Source organism: Leucobacter sp. WKLB1, assembly GCF_059696215.1.
Map to the genome: position 1 here is coordinate 1693775 of NZ_AP046115.1, position 14162 is coordinate 1707936.

11 protein-coding genes are annotated in these 14162 nt (G+C 67.2%); 5 read left to right on the forward strand and 6 right to left on the reverse strand.

All coding sequences use genetic code 11. From position 1 onward, the window contains the following. Positions 1-57 precede the first annotated feature (57 nt). From ACZF5Y_RS07675 to ACZF5Y_RS07685, 3 genes are all read left to right on the forward strand, one after another. Positions 58-693, forward strand: a complete 636-nt coding sequence (locus ACZF5Y_RS07675; RefSeq protein WP_497535196.1) for a helix-turn-helix domain-containing protein — start codon at positions 58-60, stop codon at positions 691-693. Then, entirely contained in the window at positions 690-1346 is a 657-nt protein-coding gene (locus tag ACZF5Y_RS07680) for an RES family NAD+ phosphorylase (protein ID WP_497535198.1), read from the forward strand. Before ACZF5Y_RS07675 ends, ACZF5Y_RS07680 begins: the two co-directional genes overlap by 4 nt. A 63-nt stretch (positions 1347-1409) precedes the next feature. Continuing rightward, positions 1410-1817, forward strand: a complete 408-nt coding sequence (locus ACZF5Y_RS07685; RefSeq protein WP_497535199.1) for a VOC family protein — start codon at positions 1410-1412, stop codon at positions 1815-1817. On the opposite strand, the gene ACZF5Y_RS07690 is transcribed toward ACZF5Y_RS07685, so the two are convergent. Next, the gene (locus ACZF5Y_RS07690; RefSeq protein WP_497535200.1) at positions 1814-2623 is read right to left on the reverse strand and encodes a helix-turn-helix transcriptional regulator; all 810 of its coding nucleotides are present in this window, start codon (positions 2621-2623) and stop codon (positions 1814-1816) included. The genes ACZF5Y_RS07685 and ACZF5Y_RS07690 overlap by 4 nt on opposite strands. A 22-nt stretch (positions 2624-2645) precedes the next feature. Continuing rightward, positions 2646-4739 carry an excinuclease ABC subunit UvrB gene (gene uvrB, locus ACZF5Y_RS07695; protein WP_497535201.1) on the reverse strand — a complete coding sequence of 698 codons (2094 nt, stop codon included), beginning with the start codon at positions 4737-4739 and terminating at the stop codon, positions 2646-2648. A gap of 90 nt (positions 4740-4829) precedes the next feature. On the opposite strand from uvrB, the gene ACZF5Y_RS07700 reads away from it, so the two are divergent. Further along, positions 4830-8090 (forward strand): ATP-binding protein, encoded by a 3261-nt coding sequence (locus tag ACZF5Y_RS07700; protein WP_497535202.1) that lies wholly within the window; start codon positions 4830-4832, stop codon positions 8088-8090. Positions 8091-8097: 7 nt separating this feature from the next. On the opposite strand, the gene ACZF5Y_RS07705 is transcribed toward ACZF5Y_RS07700, so the two are convergent. The 4 genes from ACZF5Y_RS07705 to ACZF5Y_RS07720 form a co-directional block, all read right to left on the reverse strand. Next, positions 8098-8937: an ABC transporter permease gene (locus tag ACZF5Y_RS07705; RefSeq protein WP_497535203.1), complete on the reverse strand. Its 840-nt coding sequence runs from the start codon at positions 8935-8937 to the stop codon at positions 8098-8100. After that, positions 8934-9962 (reverse strand): ATP-binding cassette domain-containing protein, encoded by a 1029-nt coding sequence (locus ACZF5Y_RS07710; RefSeq protein WP_497535204.1) that lies wholly within the window; start codon positions 9960-9962, stop codon positions 8934-8936. The genes ACZF5Y_RS07705 and ACZF5Y_RS07710 overlap by 4 nt, the downstream gene beginning before the upstream one ends. A gap of 87 nt (positions 9963-10049) precedes the next feature. Then, the gene (locus ACZF5Y_RS07715; RefSeq protein WP_497535205.1) at positions 10050-11243 is read right to left on the reverse strand and encodes a winged helix-turn-helix domain-containing protein; all 1194 of its coding nucleotides are present in this window, start codon (positions 11241-11243) and stop codon (positions 10050-10052) included. A 9-nt stretch (positions 11244-11252) separates the two neighbouring features. After that, the gene (locus ACZF5Y_RS07720) at positions 11253-12173 is read right to left on the reverse strand and encodes a helix-turn-helix transcriptional regulator (protein WP_497535206.1); all 921 of its coding nucleotides are present in this window, start codon (positions 12171-12173) and stop codon (positions 11253-11255) included. A 73-nt stretch (positions 12174-12246) separates the two neighbouring features. Between ACZF5Y_RS07720 and ilvD the strand changes: the two genes are divergently transcribed. After that, positions 12247-14103, forward strand: a complete 1857-nt coding sequence (ilvD, locus tag ACZF5Y_RS07725; protein ID WP_497535207.1) for a dihydroxy-acid dehydratase — start codon at positions 12247-12249, stop codon at positions 14101-14103. The last annotated feature ends 59 nt before the right edge of the window (positions 14104-14162 follow it).

Here is a 14162-nt window from a genome sequence, read left to right on the forward strand (position 1 = left end):
CTGGCGAGTTCCGCCGCACGCGAGTACTATCGACATAAGACAACGAAAGGATGCGTCGTGTCGCTGCCGCAGCTCTCCCCCGTCGTGCGCCGCTCCACCCGCGCACGTACAGATCCCGCCGTCGAGCGCGTTCATGCTCTCGTCACGCAGATCGATCACGAGCGCTTGGACGCCGCCGAGGCATTGCTCGCCGGCGTGCTCGCGCATCAAGCCGCAGACTCACGAGGGCTGAGCGCCTCCGAAGTTCAGTCGTTGGCTCGTTTCGGGGTGACTGAAACCGAACTCCGTGAGCCGACCCCGCTTGCAGCGACGACGCGCGGAATGCTGTGGGATCGCCAAGTCGCCGATCAGAGCGTGACGGTGGCGGAGGCTGCCGAGATGCTCGGCGTGACTGCGGCCCGGGTGCGGCAGCGGTGCGCGGCTGGCTCGCTGCTCGCGCAGCGTCGCAGCGACGGTTGGTACCTGCCGCGATTCCAGTTCCCGCACGACCGCGAGGTCAACGGCTGGGGTATGGTGGCGCGGGCAATCCCGGCGGGCACCCCAATGCTGCTCGCTGAACGGGTACTGACGTCACCGGCAGCATCGCTTCGGGTCGATGGTGAGGAACTCGCTCCCTTCGAATGGCTCGCACAGGGCGGAGATCCGGCAGCCGCGGCCACTGCGGTCGACGATGCGCTGCATCGACTCCCATGAGTGAACGATTGCCCGAGGTTGATCCGTCCCGCTTCCCCGGCCTCGAGGCCGACCCCACCTGGGTGCGCTCACTCCCTGCCGGCACCGCATTCGCTCGTATTTCGAAGACCGCCGGCCCGCACCCCGTTCGCTGGCATGATTTCCGGAGCTACGGCCCGCTCGACGCCCGGTTCGACCCGCACCCCGAACCGGTCGGTGAGCACCCCGGGGAAGGCGTGCTCTACGCGGTCCTCGAACGGCCAGCGATCACGGCGTTCGACGCCTGCGTGCTCGAAGTGTTTCAATCGACGCGCATCATCCGACGCTCCGAAGATGCGCCCGAGGTGACGATCTTTGCGGTGACCCGAGAGCTCCGGCTCCTCGACGTCAGCGACAGTGACTGGATTTCCGTCGCCGGCGGAAACGCCGCGATCTCATCGGGTGAACGAGCGCAGAGCCGGCGATGGGCACGCGCGATCCGACAGGCCTACCCTCAGCTCGACGGCGTGATCTCTGCGTCTTCGGTGATCCCGAGCGAGCGCGTCGTCGCGATGTGGGCGCCGGCGCAGTCGGCGCTCCCCCGCCATCCGCTCGCGCGCATGCGTTTGGACCGGGATGAGTTCTCGGGCGTGGTTGATCGAGCGGCTGATCGCTACGGGTACCTGATCCTGTGAGTCCGATGCGTCGGTGTCCGAATTGTTCAATACGTCAGGCTCCGCGCCGCCTACGCTGAAGCCATGACGCTCACATTCGATTTCATCGGCATTGTTACCGCAAACCTCGGCGCTTCGCTCGCGTTCTACCGTTCGCTCGGCCTGAACATCCCGGACGGGCAGGACGACGCTCCGCATGTCAAGCACGTGCTTCCGAATGGCATGAAGCTCGCATGGGACCCGGTCTCGACACTCGAAAGCTTTATTCCCGGATTCACGCTGCCGACCGGCGATAATCGCATCGCGTTCGCGTTCAGCGCCGAGTCCCCAAGCGCCGTAGACGAGGCCTATTCCCGTATCGTCCGCGAGCATCCAAATGCCGGTGAGACAGCGCCATGGGATGCCCCATGGGGTCAGCGCTATGCGACGGTGCTCGACCCTGACGGCAATTCGATCGATCTCTACGCGGCGGCGTTGCCAGACGCGACCTAGCGTGACGCCGCCGGGCGTTCTGCCGATGGCGCCATTCGCCGGTGCATCGCGGACGGGGTGACTCCCGCGGTGCTGCGCAGGTCGCGGGTGAGATGCGATTGATCTGCGAAATCCAGGCGAGCGGCAACGTCGGACGGTGTGGCTCCCGACCGGAGCAGGGTGCGGGCTCTGATCGACCGTTGCACTTTGCGGAGTGCCGTGTACCCGTAGCCGAACTCCGACGCCATACGGCGGTGCAGTTGACGTTCTGAGGAGTCGAGTTCGGAGAGCATTGCCGGGAGCGAGAGGCCTCGTTCGGCGCTTCGCCGCACGCACTGTCGCCAGTCGACGGGGCTCTCGCGGTCGAACGTGTGCATGCCTCGCCGACTGGCACGGACCTCCCGCAGTTCGCGGAATAGCTGCTCTCCGAGGTCTGGTGCGAAATCAGCGGGAGCCGCAGCCAGCTGCTCCATGCGGAGCCGAAGCCTTCGGGCGAGACGTGAATCGACGACCGCGTCCGCGACGGTCGATTGATTGCGGAGTTCGGTGAGCGGGTGGGCGAGGAATTCACTGGCGGTTCCCGGCTGGAAGCGAATACCGACAGACGCTGATGAACCTGGCGTCGCCGCGTCAGCATGGATGACGCGCGTCGATGGCCCCGCAATGCGCAACTCATCGCGATGCAGCACGATATCGGTGCAGCCATCCGCGGGGATGAGCATACGGCGAGCGGGCTCAGCGGGCAACGCATGCGCGCGATCACCGGGGTCATCGGCATCGGCGCGCCAGAGCACACCGATGCCCGCTACGGCGAATTCCCGGTACATCTCGGCCGCTTCCGATTCCGGCCTAGAGGTGGCCTGCCTGATCCATGCTGCGCAGCTCGCGCTTGAGCTCTGAGACCTCGTCGCGGAGTCGCGCGGCGAGCTCGAACTTGAGCTCTTCGGCGGCGACCAGCATCTGGTCGGTCAGATCAGCGATCAGTTCTTGCAGCTTGCCGGCGCCTTCGCTTGCGATCGCTCCCGCGCGCGCGGCTGCCTTGCCCTTGCTCCGCTGCGACGATCCTCCCGAACCGCGTTGCGCGTGCGCCCCCGTGCGAGAGAGCACGTCTTCGGTATCTGCCGCCTCGCGCTGCAGCATTTCGGTGATGTCACCGATCTTCTTGCGCAGGGGCTGAGGATCGATGCCGTGCTCCGCGTTGTACGCGACCTGGATTTCTCGGCGACGATCGGTCTCATCTATGGCCTCGCGCATGGAGCGCGTGATGCGATCGGCATACATGTGCACCTCGCCGGAAACATTGCGCGCGGCGCGGCCGATCGTCTGGATCAAGGAGGTGCTCGAGCGCAGGAACCCTTCTTTGTCGGCGTCAAGAATGGCGACCAGAGAGACCTCGGGGAGGTCGAGACCCTCGCGCAGCAGATTGATGCCGATCAGCACGTCATACACACCGGCGCGAAGCTCAGAGAGGAGTTCGACGCGGCGCAGGGTATCGACATCGGAGTGCAGATAGCGCACGCGTACGCCGGACTCCTCCATGAACGTGGTCAGCTGCTCGGCCATCTTTTTCGTGAGCGTGGTGACCAGCACTCGCTCATCGCGTTCGGCGCGGAGGCGCACCTCTTCGAGGAGGTCGTCGATCTGCCCCTCACTCGGTTTGACCACGATCTTCGGATCGATGAGGCCGGTCGGTCGAATGATCTGCTCGACGACGCCATCGGCCCGCTCGAGCTCGTACTTTCCGGGAGTGGCCGAGAGATAGACCGTCTGGCCGACGCGATCTTTGAATTCACTGAACTTCAACGGTCGATTGTCGAGCGCGCTCGGCAGGCGGAAGCCATGATCGACGAGCGTACGCTTGCGCGACGCATCACCCTCGAACATCGCACCGATCTGCGGCACGGTGACATGCGACTCATCGATGACGACGAGAAAATCGTCGGGGAAGTAATCGAGCAGGCAGTGCGGAGCCTCGCCGGGGCTGCGTCCGTCCATGTGCATCGAATAATTCTCGATACCCGAGCAGAATCCGATCTGCTCCATCATCTCGAGATCGAAGGTGGTGCGCATGCGCAATCGTTGCTCCTCGACCAACTTGTTCTGCTGTTTGAGCTCTCGGGTGCGCGCGTCGAGTTCTTCAGAGATCTGCCCCATTGCGCGATGCATTACCTCGCGACTCGCGACGTAATGAGAGCCGGGAAACACTGAGATCGTCTCGACCTGTTTGATGACGTCACCGGTCACCGGATGCAGGTAGTACAGCGCTTCGATTTCGTCGCCGAAGAACTCGATGCGAATCGCCAGTTCCTCATACATCGGGATGATCTCGACCGTATCGCCGCGGACGCGAAAGTTGCCGCGAACGAATTCAATGTCGTTGCGCTGGTACTGCATGTCGACGAAGCGGCGCAGCAGCACATCGCGATCGAGCCGATCGCCGACAGCGAGTGGCACCATCGCCTCGTAGTACTCCTCCGGCTTACCGAGTCCGTAAATGCAGGAGACCGTGGAGACGACCACGGTGTCGCGCCTGCTCAACAATGCGTTGGTCGTCGAATGCCGCAGGCGTTCAACTTCGGCATTCACGGAGGAGTCTTTCTCGATGAACGTGTCCGTCTGCGGCACGTAAGCCTCGGGCTGGTAGTAGTCGTAGTAGCTCACGAAGTACTCGACCGAGTTGTTCGGAAGCAGACTTCGGAACTCGCTCGCGAGCTGCGCGGCGAGCGTCTTGTTATGGGCGAGGACGAGAGTCGGGCGTTGCACCGCTTCGATCAACCAGGCCGTCGTCGCGGACTTGCCGGTACCGGTGGCTCCGAGCAGCACCACGTCGGTTTCACCGGCGTTGATGCGGTGCGCGAGCTCTTCGATCGCCTTCGGCTGATCGCCGCTCGGCTCGTACTCGCTGACCACTTCGAAAGGGCGGACGCTGCGCGTGGGTTCCATGTCTCCGAGCGTACTCGCGGCCGCCGACATTCGTCGGCGCGGCTCCGAGAACGAGCCGAGAAGGAGGCCCGCGGCGATACACTCGTTCCCATGTCGATCGAGCCGCCACGCATCACGGTGCTGGGCGAGATTCGCGTCGATGGCGTCAATCCCGGGGGGCGACTCCCCCGTGCACTCGTGGCCGCGGTGGCAAGCGGGTCGGCATCCGGCATGAGTGTTCCCGCGATCGGCGAGCTGCTGTGGGGCGATGCGCTTCCGGCCCATCCCAAGGCGGCACTGCAGAGCCTGGTGTCACGCGTGCGCGCGGCCTGCGGGCCCGTCATCGTGACGACGGCCGTCGGGTACGCGCTCTCTGCCGAGTACGGGAGGAGTGATTGGGACATCGCGCGAGCGGTTGCGCAGGATCGTGAAGACCCCGAGGCGCGAACGCCCGAACGCCTGCAGAATCTCGATGCGGCGCTCACGCTCTGGGCCGGTGAACCGGGTGCCGATCTGGGCGATGCGCCGGTCGGGCTGCTGCTCGCGGAGCAGGCAGCCGCGGTGCATCTCGAGATTCGCATGCAGCGCGCACTCGGTCTGCGTCACGCCGGTCGCGGGCGAGACGCTCTTGACGCCTACCGAGGCCTGCTCGGAGAACGTCCATTCGACGAGCATTTGCATGCGGAGGCGATCGGAGCGTTCGTTGCACAGGGCGACACTGCGGAAGCACTCGCGGTTTTCGCAGACCTGCAGGTGCGGCTTCGCGAAGTCTGGGGCGCCTCCCCAGGCCCCGAGGTCGTGTCGGCCCATCTCCAGGCGCTGCGCGCATCGGAGGGTGCGGTCGATGGGTCTCAGCTTGATACTCACACTGCGAACCGCACGCGCGGTGCGCTGCCGGGGCCGCTAGACGGATTGGTCGGGCGCGCTGCCGACCTGGCCGCATTGGAGTCGTTGCTCGACAGTCACCGCCTGGTCACGGTGCTCGGCATCGGCGGGCTCGGCAAGACGAGCCTCGTACAGGCTGGCGCCCATCGAGTTGAACAAGCGGTGGTGATGGTTCGCTTGGCGAGCGTCCGCGCGGGCGCCGATCTCCTCGGCGCCGTCGCAAGCGCCCTCGGTGTGCGCGAAGCGACCACCAATGCACGCCTCTCAGACGTGCGATCGGATCTCCGTGCCTTGGTGCTCGCAGAACTCGCTGAACGCCCCACACTGCTCGTGCTCGACAATTGCGAGCAGATCATCGCCGACGTCGCATGCTGGGTGGACGATGTGCTCAGCCAGATTCCGACGCTCTCGGTACTGACGACGAGTCGGGCGCCGCTCGGACTCCCGGGTGAGCAAGTGTTCGAGCTGGCCCCGCTGCGGGTCGCCGACGACGGCACCGGCTCGGCGGAACAGCTCTTCGAGCGCCGCGCGCGCTCGATTCGCGCCAGTGCCGCCGGAGACGTCGCGACCATTGCCCGTTTGTGCCGCGCCCTCGATGGACTTCCGCTCGCGATCGAACTCGCGGCGGCGCGCACGCGAACGATGAGCATCTCCGAGATCGAAGTCCGACTGCAGCAGCGGTTCACCCTGCTGCAGGGCGGAGATCGCAGCGCACCCGAGCGCCACCAGACCTTGCGCGCGGTCATCGACTGGAGCTGGGAACTGCTCGATGCGACGTCGCAAGAGGCGTTGGCGGTGCTCGCGCTGCTGCCCGGCGGGTGGAGCACGGCGACCGCGCTCGCGGTGCTCGAACTGAGCGGAGTCGCCGCCGAAGACGCGGATGCGGCGCTCACCTCCCTGGTCGAGCAATCGATGTTGACCGCGTACGACGATGTCGGAACCCGCACGGTGCGGTTCCGGATGTACGAAACCGTGCGTGAATTCGGCCTGGATCGCCTCCGTGAGTCGGCAACGGTGGCACGCGCCGAGCATGCCGTCACGCAGTGGGCACGCGGCTTCGTGCGCGGGTGCGCCCCGCAGCTGTACGGCGTGCCTGGAGCGATCGGCGCGGCGCGGCACCGCGAGGTACGCGCGGAACGCGACAACCTGGTGGCGATTCTGCGTCACGCGATCCGCCAGAACGACTCGGAGACAGCGGTGCTGATCGTGTGTCTCCTGGGGCACACGGACATCGTGCGCGGTGCTCACACCGAGCTCCAGGTGGTGTGCGCAGAAGCCGCGGACCTCGTGATTGAGACGGCGCGCGCGCGTCTGCGTTCGGAGCTCGATGGGCTCCCAGACGAGCCGATCGTGCTCGCTCAGCTGACCTGCATCGTCTGGTTGGCGGGCATCGAAGATGTGCGCCTGCCCCGACTTGTCGCGCTGCTCCGCCTGGTGATGAGACGGGTGAGCGCGGTGCGCTCGGTCTTGCGCGGCATGGCCGCGATCATCGCGGTGTTTCCGGATCTCGAGCGGGTCGCCGCAGAAATTGCTCGGTTGCGCGCCGTCGGCGATCCCGAAGGAATGCTCGCCGGTGCACTGTTCGCAGCGATGCTCGATGAGAATCTCGGTGAGCATCGCCGTGCGGAGGAATCGGCCCGGGAGGCCTGGCGCGATGCGCGGAGCTCTGGCCAAGTGTGGCTGGAATCGATGGCGGCGAACACGCTGGCACAACTCGCGAGCCAGTCGGCTCGCCCGGGCGACGCACTGACCTGGCTCGATCGCGCGGCGGCAGGTCTGCACGCGTTCGATGCGGAGGATGAAGCCGACGAGCGGAACTGGTTGCGAGGGTTGACTCTGCTGTCGCTCGGTCGCACCGGAGAAGCTCGAGCGCTGTTCGAGGGGCTCGTCGATGCCCATCCAGGGTCGCGGGATCGCCACGAGTTCGCAGCAATCTCCTGGTTCGGGCTGGCCGAAGTCTCGCGCGCCGAAGGCGACACCGCGGAGTCGTCGCGGCGGTTCGCCCGTGCCATGCTCGCGTTCGAAACCCCGGAGCAGCGCGCATCGCCGTGGTATCTGGTCGCCATGTCGGGCATGCTTGCCGCCGCGTGCCTCGATGGCACACTCACGAACGCTGAACGCGCATCGTGGGCGAACCGAATTCGCACCCGCGTGATCGCCATGCATCGCGTGCAGCAGGGATACATCGATCGCCCCATTCTGGGCACCGCATTGATCGCCTGGGGCGCGTGGGCAATCGAGCATGACGAGCTGGTGGACCACGGCATCGAGGCGCTCGCCTGGGCCGGTGTGCTGGGGGCGCGTCAGGACCAGCCGGCGCTGCGCCTCGAATCGCACCGGGCTCGTGCGATCGAGGTGCTCGAAGCTCGGGGGGTCGACGGCGCGTCGCGCATCGCCGACGCCGCCGCGCGTGCGGCCGCTGCCGCCGCGGAGAAGCGCGTGCCGCGAGCACTCGAGGCACTCGCGGCACGCGCTTCCCGAGGCTGACCCGCGTCTACGCCTTCCGCATGTAGGCCCGGACGGTGAGCGGCGCGAAGATTGCGACCACCACGGCGGCGCCGAGCAGCGAGGTCCACAGATCGACCCCGACGGTTCCCGAGTTCGCCAGGTCGCGAACCGCCGTCACGAGGTGCGACACCGGATTGATATCGGCGAACCACTGCAGCCAATTCGGGAGCGAATCGGCGGGGACAAACGCGTTCGACAGGAAGGTCAGCGGAAAGAGGATCAGCATCGAGATTCCCTGCACGCTGGCCGCGGTGCGCGCGACGACACCGAAGAGTGCGAAGATCCAGCTCAGCGCCCAGGCGCACGCGATAACGAGCAGGCCGGCCAGCACGACACTGGTGAACCCGCCGCCCGGGCGCCACCCCATCAGCACACCCATGAGCATCGTCATCGTCGTGGCGATCGCGTACCGCACGGTGTCGGCGAGGAGCGCTCCCGAGAGCGGGGCGATGCGCGCGATCGGGAGGGACCGGAAACGATCGAACACCCCCTTGTCCATGTCTTCGCGGAGCTGAGTGCCGGTCACGACGGAGCCGGTGATGACGGTCTGGACGAGAATGCCCGGGATCAGCTGCGGCAGGTACGTCTGCACATCGCCAGCGATCGCGCCGCCGAAAATGTACGCGAACATCAGGGTGAAGATGATGGGCTGGATCGTCACGTCGATGAGCTGCTCGGGGGTGCGCCGGATCTTGATGAGGCCGCGGTACGCCATGGTGCGCGTGTGGGCGAAGCTCTCGGAGAGGCTCGGACGATGGCGCAGTGATCGCGCGTGCGCCGGGACGATTGGCGTGAGCGATGCGGGTGCGGGTGCGATGGTGCTCATGCGTGAACCTCTTCTGCGCCGGAGCGATCGGTATCGCTCGGGGTATCTGACGAGGCCGTGGAGTCGGGCGCCCCGGTGATGGTGAGGAAGACCTCGTCGAGGGTGGGTTTCTGCACGCTGATCTCGGTGACCGAGACGTCCGCTGCGCGCAGCTCGATGAGGAGGTCGGCGAGGCGATCGGGATCGGTCATCGGCGCGGTGAGGCGCGACCCCTCGGGCGAGCGCACGGCCGGCACTCCGAGTACGCGCTGCACCGCGTCGAGGGTCGTCTGCACCTGGAGTTCTGTGCGGTCACCCCGCTCTGCGACTCGCAGGTGGAGTGATGCCGTGCCGACAGAGGATTTGAGCTCCTCCGCCGTGCCCTCCGCGACGACGCGGCCGTGGTCGATGACGGCGATGCGGTCGGCGAGCTGGTCGGCCTCATCGAGGTACTGCGTGGTGAGCAGCACGGTGGACCCCGTGGCGACGAGTTCGCGAATCGTCTCCCACATTTGGCCGCGGGTGCGGGGATCCAGACCCGTGGTCGGTTCGTCGAGGAAGATGAGCGGTGGCTGGGCGATCAGGGACGCCGCGAGGTCGAGACGCCGCCGCATGCCGCCCGAGAAATGTTTGAGGGGACGACGCGCGGCCTCGGTGAGGCCGAAGCGCTCGAGCAGTTCCTCGGATTTGGCGCGCGCGTCACGGCTCGACAGGCCCAGCAGCCGACCAAAGATGACGAGGTTCTCCGTTGCCGACAGCGCCTCATCGACCGAGGCGTATTGCCCGGTCACGCCGAGAAGCTGACGCACGATGTGGGGTTCGTGCGCGACGTCGTGTCCGAAGACGCGGGCCGAGCCCCCGTCCGGACGCAGGAGCGTCGCGAGCATGCTGAGGGTGGTGGTCTTGCCGGCGCCGTTCGGGCCGAGCACGCCGACCACGGTTCCGGTGCGCACCTGCAGGTCGACTCCGTCGACCGCGCGGTGCGTTCCAAACACCTTGACCAGGGACTCGGCCTCGACGGCCCATTCGCTGTGTTGTTGGTTCATGGCATCAGTGTGATGCCCGGCGCTGTCACGGCACTGTCGTACCGCTGCCAGATCGGATCGGCCGCTGTTACGCGGGCCGGGTGTCGGTCAGCCGACGGCAATCGTCGCGGGCAGCGGCAAGTTGCCGATTCCCGAAACGCGCACGTTTGCGAGCCCCTGCCACGCCGCCGCCTGCGCCAGCAATGACGCCGCTACTTCGGGCGTTCGCGCGGGCGCTCGATGCTCTTGCCATGCGGCCTGCACGAGCAGCGTGTTGGAGGCGCGATCCGCTTTGAGATCGATGCGTCCGGCCAGTGTGCCGCCGACCATCAGCGGCAGGCAGTAGTACCCGAACTTGCGCTGCTCTTTCGGCGTGTAGATCTCGATGCGGTAGTGGAAGTCGAACATGCGCTCGGCGCGGGGGCGGAACCAGACCACCGGGTCGAACGGCGTGAGCAGGGCGTTCGGTGCGAGGCGCGACGGCACCGCTGCGTCGCGGTGCATCCAAGCGCGTTCGGGTGCTCCGGAGCGCGTGCGCCAGCCGTCGACGATGACGGGCAACAGCACGCCTTCGGCTTCGAGTTCGGCGACGGCCGCGCGCGCCGGCGTCGACTTCAGCCGATGATAGTCGGCGAGATCGGCGAGCGTACCGACGCCGAGAGACCGCGCGGCTCGCTCGATGAGGGTGCGTTGCGCGCGCGCCGCGGGCGCAACGTCGAGGCCGGCCGCCGGCAGCACCTGTTCTGCGAGTGCATATCTGCGTTGAAACCCGGTACGCCCCGCGGTGACCACCTCGCCCCAGGAGAAGAGTGCCTCGACCGCGCGTTTCGTGTCGCTCCAATCCCACCAGGGACCGCGGTTCGCGCGGGGGCCGTCGTCGAGATCGCGCACGAGCGACGGGCCGGCGTCGGCGAGGTGCGCGCGCACACGGTCGAGCACCGGAGTGAGGGCGTCCGCGCGGCCCGACCGCTGATCGCGGACGCGGCGCTCGGCCATGCGCCACTGGAACAGCGGACGGTCGCCGACCGGGATGAACGCCGCTTCATGCGCCCAGTATTCCGTGAACTCCCCGCTCTCCCAGAGATGCCGGTCGAGCGCGTCGGCGTCGTATCCACCGTGGCGCGAGAACACCGGCAGATGGTGGCTCCGGGCGAACACGTTCACCGAGTCGATCTGCAGCACGTGGAGCCGATCGAGGGCGGTGTCGAAGGGACGGCGCACGCGCAGCTTCGCCGTGTTGGCGAAGCCCTGTGCGGCGAGGGCGACGCGTCGGGCCTCTGGGGCGCTGAGCGAAAGTGTCATGCGGGTACGCTATCGCGCGCCACCGACATCGCGGCGCGCCTGGTCAGGAGCGCCGGGTGATCCGGCACTGCCAATGTGCGGGACCGGAAACCGCACGGCCCCGTCGGTGTCGGCGGGCGTGTGCGCGGGAATCGGCACGTAGATCACGACGTGCAACTCCGTGGCATCCGAGGGGACCAGACGATGATGCTCGAAGAGCACCGGCCCGACGTCGGGGTGCACGAACGCGCGCTGCCGCGAGGCGAAGCGTTCCACGGCGTGCTCGGCCCACTGCATCCGAAAATCGGCACTGTGCGCGTGCAGCCGCGAGATGAGGGCGCGATGCCGGTCAGAGTCGAGTCGCACCCCCGACTCGGCCCGGAACTCGGCGAGGAAGCGCCGACTGTCGCGCTCCCAGTCGGGGAGCAGCGCGCGCAGCCGAGGGTCGGCGTAGATGAGCCAGAGCAGGTTGCGCTCGGCCTCCGGAGTCGAGGCGATCGGCCCGTAGAGCCATTCGTAGTGGTGGTTCCAGCCCAAGATCGCCCAGTCCGTGCCGACGATGAACGCCGGGTGGTCGAGTGCATCGATGAGTCGTTGCAGATGCGCCGGAGCGGCACGGTCGGGCACGTCGCCGGCGACATCGCCCGTATCGACGAGCGATCGCACGTATTGGCGCTCGGCATCGGTCAATGCAAGAACCCGGGCGACCGCGTCGATGACCTGGCGCGACGCGTTGATGTCGCGTCCCTGCTCGAGCCAGGTGTACCAACTCACACTCATGCCGGCGAGCGTCGCCATCTCCTCACGGCTGAGCCCCCGCGATCGGGCCGCACCGGCGCGGCCGCGGCCCGCTGCTGCGGGGAGACCGAGCCCTGCGCGATCCCGCTGGCGTCGGCGAGCAGCCAGAAACTCGCCCAGCTGCATGCGTCGTGGAGTGCGAGGCCGGGGCATGCCCTGATAGTACTGCCAGTACTAGGATTCACGCTCACTTCCGCGCGATACGGCGCCCGTGATGAAGTGAACCATGCCTCCATATCGCTCACGCACGGTCACCCACGGACGCAACATGGCGGGGGCGCGCGCACTGCTGCGCGCCGCCGGCGTTCCCGGTGCCGACATCGGCCGTAAACCCATCATCGCCGTGGCGAACTCCTTCACCGAGTTCGTGCCCGGGCACACGCATCTCGCGCCGGTCGGGCGCATTGTTTCTGACGCGATCACCGAAGCCGGCGGGGTACCGCGCGAATTCAACACCATCGCGGTCGACGACGGCATCGCGATGGGCCACGGCGGCATGCTCTACTCGCTGCCCTCGCGCGACCTCATCGCCGACTCGGTCGAGTACATGGTGAACGCGCACTGCGCCGACGCGCTCGTCTGCATCTCGAACTGCGACAAGATCACGCCCGGAATGCTGCTCGCTGCCCTCCGGCTGAACATTCCGACCGTGTTCGTGTCGGGAGGCCCGATGGAATCGGGACGCGCCGTGCTTGCGAACGGCATGGTGCGCACACTCGATCTCGTCGACGCGATCTCGGACGCGGTGAACGAGAACATCTCGGACGCGGACCTGCAGACCATCGAGGAATCCGCCTGCCCGACCTGCGGCTCCTGCTCGGGCATGTTCACCGCCAACTCGATGAACTGCCTCACCGAGGCGATCGGGCTCTCGCTGCCCGGCAACGGCTCCACGCTCGCGACCCATACGGCGCGGCGGGCGCTCTACGAGCGTGCCGGATCGCTCGTCGTTGACATCACGAAGCGCCACTACGAGGGCGACGACCACACGCTGCTCCCCCGCAGCATCGCGACCCCCGAGGCATTCGGCAACGCCATGGCGCTCGACATCGCCATGGGCGGCTCGACGAACACCATCCTGCATCTGCTCGCGGCCGCGCACGAGGCCGGGGTGGCGTTCGGACTCGACGAGATCGACGCGGTCTCCCGCCGCGTGCCGTGCCTCGCCAAGGTCGCACCGAACGTCGCTGGCGATCGCACCTACTACATGGAAGACGTGCACCGCGCCGGCGGCATTCCGGCCCTCCTCGGCGAGCTGCGCCGCGGTGGGCACCTCGACGACACCGTGCACACGGTGCACGCGGCCACCCTCGGTGAATGGCTCGACGAGTGGGACGTGCGCGGCGGCACCGCTTCTCAGGAGTCGCTCGACCTGTGGCACGCAGCCCCCGGCGGCAAGCGCTCCTCGACGGCGTTCTCTCAGTCAGAACGTTGGCAGAGCCTCGACCTCGACGCCGCGCACGGCTGCATCCGCGATATCGCGCACGGGTACTCCGCGGACGGCGGGCTCGCGGTGCTCCGGGGCAACGTCGCGGTCGACGGCGCGGTGGTCAAGACGGCCGGCGTCGACGAGTCCATCTGGCACTTCGAGGGCACCGCGGTCGTGTGCGAGTCGCAAGACGAAGCCGTCGAGAAGATCTTGAACAAGCGGGTGAGCGCTGGCGACGTCGTGGTCATCCGGTACGAGGGCCCGAAGGGCGGCCCGGGCATGCAGGAGATGCTGTACCCGACGTCGTTCTTGAAGGGCCGTGGCCTCGGCAAGAGTTGCGCGCTCATCACCGATGGCCGATTCTCAGGCGGCACCTCGGGGCTCTCGATCGGACACATCTCACCCGAGGCCGCGGCCGGTGGGGTGATCGCGCTCGTCGAAGACGGCGACCGCATCGTCATCGACATCCCGACGCGCGAGCTCACGCTCGACGTCCCCGCGACAGAGCTCGACCGACGGCGCGCGGCGCTGGAACTGGCGGGCGGCTATCGCCCACGCTCCCGCGAACGCGAGGTGTCGCCGGCGCTGCGCGCGTACGCCACCTTCGCGCAGTCGGCCGACAAGGGTGCGGTACGCGTCGTGCCCGAGATGTAGACGAGCGTCGCCGAGACACCATGATGGCCGCGGAGGAGTTGCTCCCCCGCGGCCATCAT